Source organism: Pseudomonas sp. AK106 (genome assembly GCF_053903055.1).
In genome coordinates, this window is record NZ_CP096426.1 from 1,843,294 (window position 1) to 1,859,536 (window position 16,243).

Annotated in this window: 15 protein-coding genes; all 15 read left to right on the plus strand. The window is 60.2% G+C overall.

Annotation, left to right across the window (positions count from 1 at the left end; translation table 11 throughout):
- The first annotated feature begins 34 nt into the window (after positions 1 to 34).
- The 15 genes from M1E04_RS08390 to fliJ all read left to right on the plus strand — a co-directional run bounded on the left by M1E04_RS08390 (position 35) and on the right by fliJ (position 15,746).
- The gene (locus M1E04_RS08390; protein ID WP_456292752.1) at positions 35 to 1,261 is read left to right on the plus strand and encodes a flagellin N-terminal helical domain-containing protein; all 1,227 of its coding nucleotides are present in this window, start codon (positions 35 to 37) and stop codon (positions 1,259 to 1,261) included.
- A 299-nt stretch (positions 1,262 to 1,560) separates the two neighbouring features.
- The gene (locus M1E04_RS08395) at positions 1,561 to 2,412 is read left to right on the plus strand and encodes a flagellin domain-containing protein (RefSeq protein WP_282371597.1); all 852 of its coding nucleotides are present in this window, start codon (positions 1,561 to 1,563) and stop codon (positions 2,410 to 2,412) included.
- Positions 2,413 to 2,485: 73 nt separating this feature from the next.
- Positions 2,486 to 2,875 (plus strand): flagellar protein FlaG, encoded by a 390-nt coding sequence (locus M1E04_RS08400; protein WP_282371595.1) that lies wholly within the window; start codon positions 2,486 to 2,488, stop codon positions 2,873 to 2,875.
- 77 nt (positions 2,876 to 2,952) lie between these two features.
- Positions 2,953 to 4,383: a flagellar filament capping protein FliD gene (fliD, locus tag M1E04_RS08405; protein ID WP_369319332.1), complete on the plus strand. Its 1,431-nt coding sequence runs from the start codon at positions 2,953 to 2,955 to the stop codon at positions 4,381 to 4,383.
- 120 nt (positions 4,384 to 4,503) lie between these two features.
- On the plus strand, positions 4,504 to 4,899 hold the full coding sequence (gene fliS, locus M1E04_RS08410; protein ID WP_296309079.1) for a flagellar export chaperone FliS: 396 nt from the start codon (positions 4,504 to 4,506) through the stop codon (positions 4,897 to 4,899).
- 11 nt (positions 4,900 to 4,910) lie between these two features.
- Positions 4,911 to 5,207, plus strand: coding sequence for a flagellar protein FliT (fliT, locus tag M1E04_RS08415; RefSeq protein ID WP_065987286.1), 297 nt, complete (start codon positions 4,911 to 4,913; stop codon positions 5,205 to 5,207).
- A 171-nt stretch (positions 5,208 to 5,378) separates the two neighbouring features.
- Entirely contained in the window at positions 5,379 to 6,854 is a 1,476-nt protein-coding gene (locus tag M1E04_RS08420; RefSeq protein ID WP_065987287.1) for a sigma-54 dependent transcriptional regulator, read from the plus strand.
- Positions 6,855 to 6,993: 139 nt separating this feature from the next.
- A complete protein-coding gene (locus M1E04_RS08425) occupies positions 6,994 to 8,259 on the plus strand; it encodes a sensor histidine kinase (RefSeq protein ID WP_456292753.1) in 1,266 nt (421 codons plus the stop codon).
- A complete protein-coding gene (locus M1E04_RS08430; RefSeq protein WP_456292754.1) occupies positions 8,256 to 9,662 on the plus strand; it encodes a sigma-54-dependent transcriptional regulator in 1,407 nt (468 codons plus the stop codon). The genes M1E04_RS08425 and M1E04_RS08430 overlap by 4 nt, the downstream gene beginning before the upstream one ends.
- Before the next feature lie 317 nt (positions 9,663 to 9,979).
- On the plus strand, positions 9,980 to 10,309 hold the full coding sequence (gene fliE, locus M1E04_RS08435) for a flagellar hook-basal body complex protein FliE (RefSeq protein WP_065987290.1): 330 nt from the start codon (positions 9,980 to 9,982) through the stop codon (positions 10,307 to 10,309).
- Between the two features lie 14 nt (positions 10,310 to 10,323).
- Positions 10,324 to 12,102 (plus strand): flagellar basal-body MS-ring/collar protein FliF, encoded by a 1,779-nt coding sequence (gene fliF / locus M1E04_RS08440; protein ID WP_065987291.1) that lies wholly within the window; start codon positions 10,324 to 10,326, stop codon positions 12,100 to 12,102.
- Complete coding sequence (gene fliG / locus M1E04_RS08445) at positions 12,095 to 13,111, plus strand: flagellar motor switch protein FliG (protein WP_065987292.1); 1,017 nt, start codon at positions 12,095 to 12,097, stop codon at positions 13,109 to 13,111. The genes fliF and fliG overlap by 8 nt, the downstream gene beginning before the upstream one ends.
- A 15-nt stretch (positions 13,112 to 13,126) precedes the next feature.
- Positions 13,127 to 13,942 (plus strand): flagellar assembly protein FliH, encoded by an 816-nt coding sequence (fliH, locus tag M1E04_RS08450; protein ID WP_065987293.1) that lies wholly within the window; start codon positions 13,127 to 13,129, stop codon positions 13,940 to 13,942.
- Positions 13,932 to 15,290 carry a flagellar protein export ATPase FliI gene (gene fliI / locus M1E04_RS08455; RefSeq protein WP_065987294.1) on the plus strand — a complete coding sequence of 453 codons (1,359 nt, stop codon included), beginning with the start codon at positions 13,932 to 13,934 and terminating at the stop codon, positions 15,288 to 15,290. Before fliH ends, fliI begins: the two co-directional genes overlap by 11 nt.
- A gap of 6 nt (positions 15,291 to 15,296) precedes the next feature.
- Positions 15,297 to 15,746 carry a flagellar export protein FliJ gene (gene fliJ, locus M1E04_RS08460; RefSeq protein WP_065987295.1) on the plus strand — a complete coding sequence of 150 codons (450 nt, stop codon included), beginning with the start codon at positions 15,297 to 15,299 and terminating at the stop codon, positions 15,744 to 15,746.
- Positions 15,747 to 16,243 lie beyond the last annotated feature (497 nt).

A 16,243-nucleotide genomic window follows, 5' to 3' on the forward strand; every position in this document is an offset into this window, starting at 1 on the left:
CAGTCTGCCTGACAGGTTTGTTGTTAAAGCCACTATGCAAATCGTCGATACCGGAACTGTAGGTTCTCCGGGAGAAATGGACTTCCCCGATATTAGAGAATCCTCCGTTTCTATCAACGAGGAATTCAAAATGGCTTTAACCGTAAATACCAATATTGCATCGCTGTCTGTTCAGCGGAATTTGAACAGGTCTTCTGATTTATTGAGCATCGCAATGACCCGCCTGTCTTCAGGGCTGCGGATCAATACCGCCAAGGATGATGCTGCTGGATTGCAGCTTGCTACTCGGCTGACAACTCAAATACGTGGCATGACTGTCGCGACACGTAATGCGGGGGCGGCTATATCTATTATTCAAACGGCCGAAGGCGCGCTGGATCAGTCTTTGAATAACTTGCAGCGGATGCGCGACCTCGCGGTGCAAGCTGCCAACGGTGATAAAGGTCCGAAAGAAAGGGATGCTTTGAATGCCGAGTTTCTGAAGCTGACGGCCGAAGTGTCCAGAACTGCCAAAGGTACAACGTTCGGCGCTGAGTTAAATTTACTGGATGGAAGTGCGGGGGAACTGAGTTTCCAGATTGGTGCGAATGTGGGGGCGACTGAAAAAATCAGTCTCACCCTGGGTGATGATTTCTCATCCGAGTCAATCTTTGTGGCGGCTGAAGATCGGGCGGCTGTTGCTGCAACTGCAACACATTCGGGCTCGGCGGCCATCGTCAAAGGTGATTACACGCCGCTCTCAATCGACGGCAGAGGTGCGCGCAACATCGTCAACACTGTCACGCCGCAGATGGTGAATGACATTGAGACGGCGAAGACCGGGCTCATTGCCGCCGAGGCGACATTTGCAGGGATCCAGACGCCTGTGCAAGCCGATGTCGACACCCTTAACGCCGCCAAAAAGGCGGTGACTGACGCCGAGAAAATACTTGCCGATGCCAAGTCAGCAGATGAGGCTCTCAACAAACCTGCCCGCACCGAGAACATCGAATACACCATCAAGGCCATTGACGCCGCGATCGGCAAGATCAACTCCGCCCGCGCCGATCTGGGCGCCAATCAGAACCGCATGATGAGCGCCATGGAAAATCTTCAGAACATGACCAAGAACGCCACCGCGTCCCGAGGCCAGATCGAAGACGTCGACTTCGCTGCAGAAACCGCGGAGATGACTAAACAACAAACCCTCCAGCAAGCCTCAACGGCAGTCCTGGCCCAAGCCAACCAATTACCGGCAGCCGTCCTCAAGCTGCTGCAATAACCCACATGCCTCTATAGATAAAGCCAACCAAAGCCCGGGCGCGCCGAAGGGTGCGCCCGTCTTTTTGAGAACTGGTTAACAAATCGCCGGGTGAGGTTAAAGCTTCCCGGGGTTGCGCCGAAACGCTGTGTATCCCCGGACAACAAACTGCGGGGGTGGCGCTCTGGTGGCAAATAAATTTGAAAAAGCCCTCAAGCTCCTGGCAACCGCGACGATAAACATTACGTAGGTTCTCTAGGCCACACCCGGCGCTTGCCAGGGCCGGATAGCCGCAGCAAACAACTCACGAGGAATTCATCATGGCTTTAGGCGTAAACACCAACGTAGCTTCCCTGGCTGTTCAGAAGAACCTGTCCAAAGCTTCCGATGCACTGTCGACTTCGATGACTCGTCTGTCTTCCGGTCTGAAAATCAACAGCGCTAAAGACGACGCAGCCGGCCTGCAGATCGCAACCCGCGAAACTTCGCAAATCCGCGGCCAGACTGTTGCCATCAAGAACGCCAACGACGGTATCTCGATCGCTCAGACCGCTGAAGGCGCTCTGCAAGAATCGACCAACATTCTGCAGCGTATGCGTGAACTGGCTGTTCAGTCCCGAAACGACACCAACGGCACTGCTGACCGTAACTCGCTGAACGCCGAATACGGCCAGATGTCTGACGAACTGACCCGTATCGCTCAGTCCACCAACCTGAACGGCAAGAACCTGCTGGACGGTTCCGCTAGCACCGTGACTCTGCAAGTCGGTTCCAACACCGGTACTTCGAACCACATCGACCTGGTCCTGACCGGCAGCTTCACTGCTTCGGCTCTGGGCGTTTCGAGCGGTAGCAGCTCGATCAGCGGCAGCGACAACACCTCTGCCCACACCAACGTTGACGCCGCTATTTCGGCAATCGACGCGGCTCTGGCAACGATCAACAGCACCCGTTCGAGCCTGGGTGCTTCGCAAAACCGTCTGACCAGCACCATTTCCAACCTGCAAAACGTTAACGAAAACGCCACTGCTGCACTGGGTCGTATTCAAGACACCGACTTCGCCGCTGAAACCGCTAACCTGACCAAACAACAGACTCTGCAATCAGCTTCCACCTCTGTTCTGGCCCAGGCTAACCAGCTGCCATCCGCTGTTCTGAAACTGCTTCAGTAATAACGGCTAGAGTTTTGGCGGGGGAGTATGCTTGCGTGCTCTCCCGCTTTTTACTTTCGAGAGGTGAGTGTACATGGACATAAGTAACAGGATGAATGTGTCTTATCCAATGATCCAGTCGTTGCCCGCGGTGCCTGTGGTTGCTGACAAGCCAGCCGTGGCGCCTCAAGTCGTTCCTGCTCCGGCGGCTTCATCGTCGTCAGACTCATCGACAAGTAAAGACTCAGATCCAGACAGGAAGCCAGAAGAACTGGAAGCGGCCGTCAAGCTAATGGAAAAGTTCTTTCAGCCGGTTCATCGTAACCTGGAGTTTTCCATCGACGACAAGTCGGGGAAAGTGGTGGTGAAAGTGATCGCCGCCGATACAGGTGAAGTGGTGCGGCAATTGCCGTCTGCTGAAGCGTTGAAGCTCGCCGACAGTCTGAAGAACGCCAACAGCCTGTTGTTCGACGCGAAAGTTTAAATGGCATGAAACGTGAACGCGGCACTTGGGTGTGGCGTGCTCGTCAAAATGCCGACTACAACTGAAAGGAGACTCACATGGCTAGTCCTATTACACCTGCAACCGGCCTCGGCTCGGGCCTGGCAATCGGTGACATCGTCACCGCGCTGGTCAACTCCGACAAGTCGGCCAAGCAGACCCAGATCACAACACAGACCAAACTGGTCACCACCAAAATTTCCGGCATCGGCACGCTGCAAAGCGCGATGACTGCCTTCCAGACCGCCCTGACCAACCTTGGCAAAACCGACACGCCTGCATTCGCCGGCTATGCGGCAAAAGCCTCCGACGCGACCAAGCTGACCGTAACGTCCGATAACTCGGCCGTGCCCGGTACTTACAACATCAACGTCATAGGCCTTGCCACCAGTTCCAGTGTCGCAAGCGCTTCTTTCTCCGGCGGGTCCGCCAGTGCTATTCCGAGTGGCGATTTGACCCTCACTCAAAATGGCATTGACACCAAGATCACCATCCCGACCGGTGCCACGCTGGCGTCGGTGGCCAAGCAGATCAACGCACAAAGCGCGACCTCGAAGATCAGCGCCAACATCATCACCGATGACAATGGTTCACGCCTGGTGTTCAGCTCGACGGTGACGGGTAAAGGCACGGACATCACGGCGTCGAGCACGACGTCCAGTGAATTCAACATTGTTGCCGGCGCTGCGCTTGACCCGAAAAGCACCACCAGCGCCGGCTACATCGATAAGCAAGCGGTAGACGCCAGTCTGACCGTCAACGGCCTGAGCATCACCAGTGCCAGCAACACCATCGACAAGAGCCTCGGCGGCGTTTCCATGACATTGGTGGGGGGGTTGGGTGCTTCGACTGTGACGGTGTCGGGGAACAACGATGGCCTGAAAGCCTCGCTGCAAACCTTCGTCGATGCTTACAACACCGTCGTCAAAGCCGTGTCCAGTGTCACCAAGGCGACGGTAAGCGACACCCCGGACAAAACCACCGGCGCAACCGTGACGGCTGCGGCGTTGACGGGCGATGCGATGCCGCGCTCGATCCTCTCGGCCATCCGCGACCAGCTGGTGACGACCGGTGCCCCAGGTGGCCTTTCCGTGCTTTCGCAGCTGGGCATCACCACCGGTCAATCCGACGGTACGCTGAGCCTCGATGCCACCAAGTTTAGCAAGGCGATGGACCAGGGCCTGGCGGGCGACGTGCAGCAACTGTTCAGTGGCACGGACAGCACCAACGGCTTGCTCTCGCGGATGCAGGCTGCCATTACGCCTTACACCCAGACGGGCGGTATTTTCGACACGCGCACCACCAGCCTCAACAAGCAGCAGACCGATCTGACAAACCAACAGGCCGCCCTCGACCTGCGGGTGACGACGTTGACCGCCACTCTGACCGCCAAATACAACGCGATGGACTTGTTGGTGGGGCAGCTGAAAGCCTCTTCCACCAGCATCACCTCGTTCTTCGACTCGCTCAATGCCCAGAAAAGTGGCTGACCGTTGACGACTTGATCAAGACCCGGCTCCCAGTGCCGGGTTTTTGGCATCTGGCCTTAAAGTTTTCCTGGGCCGTGTCGATACCCTCACTATAGAAACTTCGTTGCGCGAGGTAAGACAATGAACCGTATGGCAGCCCTTCGGCAGTATCAGAAGGTCAACTCACAAGCCCAGACCGCCGTGGCCACGCCACACCGTCTGGTGCAGATGCTGATGGAAGCCGGCCTGGACCGTATCGCCCAGGCCAAAGGCGCCATCGAGCGCAAGGACATCCCCGCCAAAGGGCTGTTGATTGGCAAGGCAATTGAAATCATCGGTGGGCTGCGCGAAGGCTTGGACATGGAAAAACAGGCTGAAGCCCTGGCCCACGTCGACAACCTCTACGTCTACCTGATGAAGCGTCTGGCAGAAGCGAACATCAAATCCGATCCGAAGATCCTCGACGAAGTCAGCGGCCTGCTGATCACGGTCAAGGAAGGCTGGGATGCGATCGGCGATCAGCAACCCGTGCTCTGAAGGAGAACCCCATGAGCGTTGCACTCAAGCGAATCGAAGAAACCCGTGAAGCCTTGGTCGATGCCCTCGAGCAGCGTGACTGGGAGGCAATCGGCCAGCTCGATATGGCCTGCCGGGCCTGCGTCGATGAAGTCATCAGTCAGGCGAGCAACGATGAGCCTGAGTTGCGAACAAATCTGGAAGAGCTGCTAGGCGTCTATCGCAAGCTTATCGACGTCGCTGTGGGCGAACGTCAGGCGATCGTCGACGAAATGTCCCAGATCCAGCGAGCGAAAAGCGCGGCAAAGGTTTACCATCTGTTCGGTTGACACTTGGTCGGTAGCCAAAATATGTACGCCATAAAATTGACTGTGTACGGATTTTTGACTTAACTAGTGAAGTTCACTAATTTCTGGTGATTGACACGTCTCAACGGACGAAACAAAAGCCAAAGCTTGCCCGTGATCGGGCATCGAGTTGACTAGGGAAGTTGCTATTGCATGTGGCGTGAAATCAAAATCCTGCTGATCGATGACGATAGCCAGCGCCGCCGTGACATGGCGGTGATTCTGAATTTTCTGGGTGATGAGAACCTGTCCTGCTCCAGCACAGACTGGCAGCAAGTCGTGGGTTCGCTGACCTCTACCCGAGAAGTGCTGTGCGTGCTGGTCGGCAGCGTGAACGCCCCGGGCAGCCTTCAAGGCCTGCTCAAAACCGTGGCCGCGTGGGACGAGTTTCTCCCGGTCCTGCTGATGGGCGAGAACTCCTCGTCCGAACTGGCGGACGATCTGCGTCGCCGGGTCCTCTCCACCGTCGAGATGCCGCCCAGCTACAGCAAACTGCTGGATTCCCTGCACCGTGCCCAGGTCTATCGCGAGATGTACGACCAGGCCCGTGAACGTGGGCGTCAGCGCGAACCCAATCTTTTCCGCAGCCTCGTAGGCACCAGCCGTGCCATTCAGCACGTCCGCCAGATGATGCAGCAGGTCGCCGACACCGACGCCAGCGTGCTGATCCTCGGTGAGTCCGGGACCGGCAAGGAAGTCGTCGCCCGTAACCTGCATTACCATTCCAAGCGCCGCGATGCGCCGTTCGTGCCCGTCAACTGTGGCGCGATTCCGGCCGAGTTGCTCGAAAGCGAACTGTTCGGCCACGAGAAGGGTGCTTTCACCGGCGCCATCACCAGCCGGGCAGGGCGCTTCGAACTGGCCAACGGCGGCACGCTGTTTCTTGATGAAATCGGCGACATGCCGCTGCCGATGCAGGTCAAGCTGCTGCGCGTCCTGCAGGAGCGCACCTTCGAGCGCGTGGGCAGCAACAAGACCCAGAGCGTTGATGTGCGCATCATTGCCGCGACGCACAAAAATCTTGAAGACATGATCGTGATCGGCAGTTTCCGCGAGGATCTCTACTACCGCCTCAACGTGTTCCCGATCGAAATGGCGCCGCTTCGTGAGCGTGTGGAAGACATTCCGCTGCTGATGAACGAGCTGATCTCGCGCATGGAACACGAGAAGCGCGGTTCGATTCGCTTCAACTCCGCCGCCATCATGTCGCTGTGTCGTCACGGCTGGCCCGGCAACGTTCGTGAGCTTGCCAACCTCGTCGAACGCATGGCGATCATGCACCCGTACGGTGTCATCGGTGTCTCGGAGCTGCCGAAAAAATTCCGCTACGTCGACGACGAAGACGAGCAACTGGTCGACAGCCTGCGCAGCGATCTGGAAGAGCGCGTGGCCATCAACGGCCATACGCCGAACTTCGCCAGCAGCGCCTTGCTGCCGCCTGAAGGTCTGGACTTGAAGGACTACCTCGGCGGTCTGGAGCAGGGCTTGATCCAGCAGGCGCTGGACGATGCCAACGGGATCGTGGCACGCGCCGCCGAACGTCTGCGCATCCGCCGCACCACGCTGGTGGAGAAAATGCGCAAGTACGGCATGAGCCGCCGCGAAGGCGACGAGCAGGTCGACGACTGACTGTCGTTTGACGCGTCAAAAATAAACCGCTGATTTCTCAGCGGTTTTTTTTCGGCACGAGGATTGCTATGTCTCTGGGAACATACCGTTTACTGACGGTTCGCTACCCGAGAGATCAACTATGCCCCAGGCCGCTCAGATGTCTTCCGAACCCGGTTCATCCATTGGTTCGTTAGTGCAGCAGTCCCCGGAAGTGGCGAGCAGGCAAGGGCTTGAACAGGCCTTCGCGCTGTTCAGCCAGATGTCGACTCAGCTCACCGATTCCTACGGCCTGCTGGAAGCACGGGTCACCGAGCTCAAGGGCGAGCTGGCCGTGGTCAGCGCCCAGCGCATGGAGGAGCTTGCCGAGAAAGAGCGTCTGGCGAACCGCCTTCAAAACCTGCTCGACCTGCTGCCCGGCGGTGTCATCGTGATCGACGGCACCGGCATGGTCCGTGAGGCCAATCCTGCCGCGCTGGATCTGCTGGGCGAACCGTTGATCGGCATGCTCTGGCGCCACGTCATCGCCCGCTGCTTTGCCCCGCGCGAAGACGACGGCCACGAAATCTCCCTGAAGGACGGGCGCCGGCTGTCCATTGCCACCCGTTCCCTGGACGCCGAGCCGGGCCAGCTGGTGCTGCTTAATGACCTGACCGAAACCCGTCATCTGCAAAGTCAGCTGGCGCGTCATGAGCGCTTGTCGTCCCTGGGGCGCATGGTCGCATCACTGGCCCATCAGATCCGCACGCCGCTGTCCGCCGCCATGATTTACGCCAGCCATCTGGCCGAACAGGCGTTGAACGTCGAGACCCAACAGCGCTTCGCCGGCCGGCTCAAGGAGCGCCTGCATGAGCTCGAGCATCAGGTCCGCGACATGCTGGTGTTTGCCCGTGGCGAGCTGCCGCTGACTGACCGGGTGACGCCGACTGCGCTGGTCGCTGCCCTAGAATCCGCCGCCCAGACCCATGTCCGTGACGTGGCCGTGCGCTGGCAGTGCGACAGCCCGGCGGGGGAATTGTTGTGCAACCGCGACACGCTGGTCGGCGCGCTGCTCAACCTTATCGAAAATGCCGTCCAGGCCAGTGCCGGCCAGCGTGACGGGCGGCGCCGCATCAAGATTCATGCGTACAACCGCGGCAATACGCTGCGTCTGTGTATCAGCGACAGTGGCAGCGGCATCGAGCCGGCGGCCCTGGCCCGCATCGGCGAGCCCTTCTTCACCACCAAAACCACCGGCACCGGCCTGGGTCTGGCCGTTGTCACTGCGGTGGCGCGGGCGCATCAGGGGCGTGTCGAGTTCCGCTCGCGTCCGGGTCGTGGCACCTGCGCCATCGTGTCGCTGCCTCTGGTTCCGGGGGCCGGGAATGAGCCGTCCACTGGCAGTGAGGCCGGTCCGTTGACGATTGCTTCAGGTGAGCGCTCATGAGCATCAAGGTGCTGCTGGTCGAGGACGACCCTTCTCTGCGTGAAGCGCTGGGCGAAACCCTGGCGCTGGCCGGCCATGCCTACCAGGCGGTCGGGTCGGCGGAAGAGGCGTTGGTTGCCGCTGCCGATTCGTCGTTCAGCCTGGTGGTCAGTGACGTCAATATGCCTGGCATGGACGGTCACCAATTGCTCGGCCAGTTGCGCAGCCGCTACCCCCAATTGCCGGTGCTGTTGATGACGGCCCATGGCACGGTGGACCGCGCCGTGGAGGCGATGCGCCAGGGCGCGGCTGATTACATGGTCAAGCCCTTCGAGCCCAAGGCGTTGCTGGCGTTGGTGGCTCGCCATGCACTGGGTCGCCTCGGCCCGGCCGATGGCGAGGGTCCGATTGCGGTCGAGCCTGCCAGCGTGCAGTTGCTCAGCCTTGCCAGCCGCGTGGCGAAGAGTGATTCGACGGTGTTGATTTCAGGCGAGTCCGGCACCGGTAAAGAAGTGCTGGCGCGTTTCATTCATGAGCAATCGCCCCGCGCCGGCAAGCCTTTCATCGCGATCAACTGCGCGGCGATTCCGGACAACATGCTCGAAGCCACGCTGTTCGGCCACGAGAAGGGTTCGTTTACCGGTGCCATTGCGTCCCAGGCCGGCAAGTTCGAGCAGGCCGAAGGTGGCACCATTCTCCTCGACGAGATTTCCGAAATGCCCATGGGCCTGCAGGCCAAGCTGTTGCGTGTGTTGCAGGAGCGGGAAGTGGAGCGGGTCGGTGCGCGCAAGCCCATCGAACTGGACATCCGCGTGCTGGCGACCACCAACCGCGATCTGGCGGGAGAAGTGGCCGCAGGGCGCTTTCGCGAAGACCTGTTTTACCGTCTCTCGGTGTTCCCGCTTGCGTGGCAATCCTTGCGCCAGCGTCCCGCCGACATTCTGCCGCTGGCCGAGCGTCTGCTGGCCAAACACGTCAATAAAATGAAGCATGCCCCGGTGCGGCTGTCGGCCGGGGCGCAGGCGTGTCTGGTCAGCTATGCGTGGCCGGGCAATGTTCGCGAGCTGGATAACGCCGTGCAGCGGGCGCTGATCCTGCAGCAGGGCGGGGTGATTCAGGCAGAGGATTTCTGCCTGGCCGGCCCGGTAACCTTCGCCGCCGCGCCGACGCCTCAGGTGGTACCAGTTGCGACTGGCGCCATGGAAGCGTCGCCCGAGGCGAGCAGCGGGGAAGGGGCGGGTGCCCTGGGTGAAGACCTGCGTCGCCGTGAGTTCCAGATGATCATCGACACCCTTCGTGCCGAGCGTGGCCGTCGCAAAGAGGCCGCCGAACGCCTCGGTATCAGCCCGCGTACGTTGCGCTACAAGCTGGCGCAGATGCGTGATGCGGGGATGGATGTCGAAGGTTTTTTGTTTGCATCCTGAGCAGGCGCGCGTGTCGGTGAGATGCATGCCTGCCTGACTGGAGCTGACGACAGACATTCGACAACCCGCTGATTTTCCAGAGAGTGTGATGCCGTCTTCGTGAGCAAGCTCACTCCCGCAGGGACTGCGTCTGATAGGGCATCGCGCGGTGTCAATGCGTGAAGCGCCTCTTCGTTTACGTGTCCGTTTAAATACCCATCCGAACACTTTCATCAAACGTGGCATATCGCCGCTATTGGTCTGGCACCCTTGTTGCTAATGCTTAGGTAACCGCTGAATCCGTGTCAAAAATTTGCGGCCCTTTTGAGAGAAACGTCATGACCCAAGGTGTTGAATTTAATCGCTTGATGTTGGACATGCGCTCCATGCAGATGGACGCCATGGCTCAGCCCAAGGCCATCGCAGCGCCAGAACAGGCCGGTGCGAGCAGTTTCGCTGACATGCTCGGCATGGCGGTGAACAAGGTCAACGACACCCAGCAGGCGTCGAATCAGCTGTCGACCGCTTTCGAGATGGGCAAGAGCGGCGTGGACCTCACCGACGTGATGATCTCCTCGCAGAAAGCCAGCGTGTCGTTTCAGGCGCTGACCCAGGTACGCAACAAGCTGGTTCAGGCGTACCAAGACATCATGCAAATGCCGGTTTGAGGACGATTTAAGTCATGGCCGAAGCCGTCGTCGATAACGTACCCGCCAAAACGGGTGCGCCAGGAAGCAAGCCGCCAATGTTCGGGCTGGCCTTCCTGCAAAATCTCTCCGAGATGACCATGCTGCGTCAGGTCGGCCTCATGGTCGGTCTGGCTGCCAGCGTGGCGATTGGTTTTGCCGTCGTGCTTTGGTCGCAGCAGCCCGATTACAAGCCGCTCTATGGCAGCCTGTCGGGTGTCGATACCAAGCAGGTCATGGACACGTTGGCCCAGGCCGACATTCCCTACACCGTCGAGCCCAATTCCGGCGCGCTGCTGGTGAAGTCCGAGGACCTGTCCCGTGCCCGCATCAAGCTGGCGGGTGCCGGTATCGCCCAGACCGACGGCAACGTCGGTTTCGAAATCCTCGACAAGGATCAAGGCCTGGGGACCAGCCAGTTCATGGAGGCCACCCGTTACCGTCGTGGCCTCGAAGGTGAACTGGCGCGGACCATCTCCAGCCTGAACAACGTCAAGGGCGCTCGCGTTCACCTGGCGATTCCGAAGAGCTCGGTGTTCGTGCGTGACGATCGCAAACCCAGCGCTTCGATTCTGGTTGAGCTGTATGCCGGTCGTTCGCTGGAGCCGGGTCAGGTGCTGGCGATCATGAACCTGGTCGCCACCAGCGTCCCGGAACTGAACAAGTCGCAGATTTCTGTCGTCGATCAGAAGGGCAACCTGCTCTCCGATCAGGCCGAGAACTCCGAGCTGTCCATGGCCGGCAAGCAATTCGATTACACCCGCCGCATGGAAAGCATGCTGACTCAGCGTGTGCAGAACATTCTGCAGCCGGTGCTGGGCAATGACCGCTACAAGGCAGAAGTGTCGGCAGACGTTGATTTCAGCGCCGTCGAGTCCACCGCCGAAAGCTTCAACCCGGACACGCCTGCGCTGCGCAGTGAGCAGACGGTCAACGAACAGCGCTCCAGCAGCAGCGGTTCAGGGGGCGTACCCGGTGCGCTGAGCAACCAGCCGCCAGGCCCGGCAACGGCGCCACAGAACGCCGCCGCCGGTGCTGCCGGAGCCGCAGGCGCCATCGCCCCGGGCCAACCGCTGCTGGACGCCAACGGCCAACAGATCATGGACCCGGCCACCGGTCAGCCGATGCTGGCGCCGTACCCGGCGGACAAGCGTAACCAGTCGACCAAGAACTTCGAGCTCGACCGTTCCATCAGCCACACCAAGCAGCAGCAGGGCAAGGTCAATCGTCTGTCGGTCGCCGTGGTGGTCGATGATCAGGTTAAGGTCAACCCGGCCAATGGCGAAACCACCATGGTGCCGTGGACCGCCGAGCAACTGGCGCGCTTCACCCGTCTGGTGCAGGACGCCGTCGGCTTCGACGCCAGCCGTGGCGACAGCGTCAGCGTGATCAACGTGCCTTTCTCCACCGATCGCGGCGAAGTGATCCCGGATATTCCGTTCTACTCGCAGTCGTGGTTCTGGGACATCGTCAAACAGGCCATGGGCGTGCTGTTCATCCTGGTGCTGGTGTTCGGTGTGCTCCGTCCGGTGCTCAAGGGCATCACCAATCCGCAAGGCAAGCGCCTCGACGGCGACTCCGAGCTGGGCGGCATGGTCGGGATGGACGGTGAATTGGCAAACGACCGCGTCAGTCTGGGCGGTCCGCAAAGTATTCTGTTGCCGAGCCCTACCGAGGGTTATGACGCACAGCTCAACGCAATCAAGAGCCTTGTGGCCGAGGATCCGGCGCGTGTAGCCCAGGTCGTCAAAGAGTGGATCAACGCTGATGAGTGATAGAGCTGCTGCACTTAAATTGACCCGCGTGGACAAGGCCGCGATTCTGCTCCTCACCCTGGGTGAGACGGACGCCGCGCAGGTCTTGCGTCACATGGGACCCAAAGAGGTTCAACGGGTGGGCGTGGCCATGGCGCAGATGCGCAATGTGCACCGCGAGCAGGTCGAACAGGTGATGAGCGAGTTCGTCGACGTGGTCGGCGATCAGACCGGTGTCGGCATCGGCTCGGACGGCTACATCCGCAAGATGCTCACCCAGGCACTGGGCGAGGACAAGGCCAACGGCCTGATCGACCGGATTCTGCTGGGCGGCAACACCAGCGGTCTCGACAGCCTGAAGTGGATGGAACCGCGCGCGGTGGCCGACGTCATCCGTTTCGAGCACCCGCAGATTCAAGCCATCGTCGTCGCCTACCTGGACGCCGATCAGGCCGGTGAAGTGCTGAGCCACTTCGACCACAAAGTGCGCCTGGACATCATCCTGCGCGTGTCGTCGTTGAACACCGTGCAGCCGGCGGCGCTGAAAGAATTGAACCAGATCCTCGAGAAGCAGTTCTCGGGCAACGCCAACACATCGCGTACTACCCTGGGCGGTATCAAGCGTGCGGCGGATATCATGAACTTCCTCGACAGCTCGATCGAAGGCCAGCTCATGGATTCGATCCGCGAAGTGGACGAAGACCTGTCGACGCAGATCGAAGACCTCATGTTTGTCTTCAACAACCTCTCCGACGTCGACGACCGCGGGATTCAGGCCTTGCTGCGCGAAGTCTCCTCCGATGTGCTGGTACTGGCACTGAAGGGCTCGGACGACGCCATCAAAGAAAAGATTTTCAAGAACATGTCCAAACGTGCCGCCGAACTGCTGCGCGACGACCTGGAAGCCAAAGGCCCGGTTCGCGTCAGCGATGTGGAAGGCGCCCAGAAAGAAATTCTCACCATTGCCCGTCGTATGGCGGAGGCCGGGGAGATCGTTCTTGGCGGCAAAGGTGGCGAGGAAATGATTTAAGCGTAGGTGCCGTTGATGTCCAGCTCCGATAAAGCACCACCCAGTGAGCTCATCCGCGCCCAGGATTTGCGCGGGATCGACGTCTGGGCCTTGCCCAGCTTCGACCCGCACGTGGAAGCACCCGAGCCGGAACCGGTTATCGAGGAAGCCGAGCTCGCAGAAAGCGAAGAAGTACCGCTGGAAGAAGTCCAGCCGATGACCCTGGAAGAGTTGGAGAGCATCCGTCAGGACGCCTACAACGAGGGGTTTGCCATCGGCGAAAAAGAGGGTTTTCACAGCACTCAGCTCAAGGTTCGTCAGGAAGCGGAAGTGGCGCTGGCGGCCAAGCTCGACAGCATGGAAGTCCTGATGGGGCATCTGTTCGAACCCATCGCCGATCAGGATGCGCAGATCGAGAAATCGATGGTGTCGCTGGTCGAGCATGTGGTCCGCCAGGTCATTCAGCGCGAGCTCAAAACCGACTCCAGCCAGATCGGCACGGTGCTGCGCGAAGCCTTGCGGCTGCTGCCGATGGGCGCGGCCAACGTGCGCATTCTGGTCAATCCGCAGGACTTCGCGTTGGTCAAGGCCATGCGCGAGCGTCACGAAGAAACCTGGCGCATTCTCGAGGACGAGACGCTGCAGCCGGGTGGTTGCCGGGTCGAGAGTGAGCACAGCCGCATCGACGCCACGGTCGAGGCGCGAATCAGTCAGGCCCTTGGCAAAATGTTCGACCAGCTCCACGAGCAGGCCCTGCACCCGGCGCCGCCCGATGTGACGATCGAACTGGAAGAGGCGCTCCAGAGCGCCGAGAAAACCACTTACCCACTGGGTGCTGTCGATGCGCCTTGAACGCACCAGTTTCGCCAAGCGCCTGAGCACGTACCCTGACGCGATCTCCCTGCCTACGCAGCCGATCGTCGAAGGACGGCTGCTGCGCATGGTCGGCCTGACCCTCGAAGCCGAGGGCCTGCGCGCCGCCATGGGCAGCCGTTGCATGGTGATCAACGACGGCAGTCATCATCCGGTCGAAGTTGAAGCCGAAGTCATGGGCTTTGCCGGCAGCAAGGTGTTCCTGATGCCGGTCGGCAGCGTCTCCGGCATTGCGCCCGGCGCCCGCGTCGTGCCGCTGCCGGACACCGGCCGTCTGCCGATGGGCATGACCATGCTCGGCCGCGTCCTCGACGGCGCCGGTCGTCCTCTCGACGGCAAGGGCGGGATGAAAGCCGAAGACTGGGTGCCGATGGACGGCCCGACCATTAACCCGCTCAAGCGCAACCCCATCAGCCAGCCGCTTGACGTGGGCATTCGCTGCATCAACGGTTTGTTGACGGTCGGGCGCGGCCAGCGTCTGGGCCTGTTCGCCGGTACCGGCGTGGGCAAGAGTGTGCTGCTGGGGATGATGACCCGCTTCACCGAGGCCGACATCATCGTCGTCGGGCTGATCGGCGAACGGGGCCGCGAGGTGAAGGAATTCATCGAGCACAGCCTGGGCGAGGAGGGCCTCAAGCGTTCGGTCGTCGTGGCCTCTCCGGCGGATGATGCGCCGTTGATGCGTCTGCGCGCCGCGATGTATTGCACGCGCATCGCCGAGTATTTTCGCGACAAGGGCAAGAACGTCCTGTTGCTGATGGATTCGCTGACGCGTTTCGCCCAGGCCCAGCGGGAAATCGCCCTGGCCATCGGCGAGCCGCCTGCGACCAAAGGGTATCCACCGTCGGTGTTCGCCAAGCTGCCCAAGCTGGTGGAGCGCGCCGGTAACGCCGAGGCGGGCGGTGGCTCGATCACCGCGTTCTACACCGTCTTGTCCGAAGGCGACGACCAGCAGGACCCGATCGCTGACTCGGCCCGGGGCGTGCTCGACGGCCACATTGTGCTGTCGCGGCGGCTGGCCGAAGAAGGCCATTACCCGGCCATCGATATCGAAGCGTCGATCAGCCGGGTGATGCCGTCTGTGGTCGATCCGCAGCACATGGTGCAGGCGCAGTATTTCAAGCAGTTGTGGTCGCGCTATCAGCAGAGCCGCGATTTGATCAGTGTCGGCGCGTACGTGGCCGGCGGGGACCGCGAGACGGATCTGGCGATTTCGCTGCAGCCGCAGTTGGTGAAGTATTTGCGCCAGGGCTTGCAGGAGAACGAGAGCATGCAGAGCAGTGAGGAGCAGTTGGCGAAGATTTTCAATCCTCAGGCCGGCGGTTAATCGGCCATGGCTCTGAGTCGCGCAGGCCGTCTGGCGCCGGTGGTCGAGATGGCCGAAAAGGTCGAGAAGGCTGCCGTCCAGCGTCTGGGGCATTTTCAGGGGCAGGTGCGGCTGGCTGAAACCAAGTTGGGTGAGCTGGATAAATTTCGTTCTGATTATCAGCAGCAGTGGATCGACAAGGGCGCCCATGGGGTGTCGGGTCAGTGGCTGATGAATTATCAGCGCTTTCTCAATCAGTTGGAGACGGCGGTGGCGCAGCAGCGTCAGAGTCTGGCGTGGCATCAGAATAATTTGAACAAGGCGCGCGAAGAGTGGCAGAAGGCGTATGCGCGGGTGGAGGGGCTGCGTAAGTTGGTGCAGCGGTATATCGATGAGGCGCGCGCGCTGGAAGATAAACGCGAGCAGAAATTGCTGGATGAGTTGGTTCAGCGACTCCCTAGGACCGAGCAGTTTTAAGGGCTTGAGATCAAGATCAAGATCAAGATCAAGATCAAGGGCATCTGCCTGGGGGCAGATTGTTTCGCCTTCGGCGAGTTACTTTTAAAAAGCACTAAAAGTAACCAAAAGTGCTTGCTCCTGGTTTGGCCCTCCTGCGTCGGGTTCCCTCGCTCCGGTCTTGCTCCGTGGGCCCGCGCCGAACGGACATCCATGTCCTGACGGCGCTCTCGCCGCATCCATGCGGCTCGGCCCACTGCGCAAAACCTGCGCTCGGCCTGCACCCAAGTCGCGTTTTGTGGTGTTTGGACCTTTTGTGTAGGAAGAGCGAAAGCAACGGCGACGGCGAGGACGATGACATAGTGGGACCGGCTTTAGCCGGGAAGGCGTCGGGAGGCACGCTGCAAAATTGATGGCGACCAGACTGGCCTCTTCCCGGCTGAAGCCGGTCCCACAAAGGGATCACATGCATCCCGTGGGATTGATTTTGGCTCCGACTGTAGGACCGGCTTTAGCCG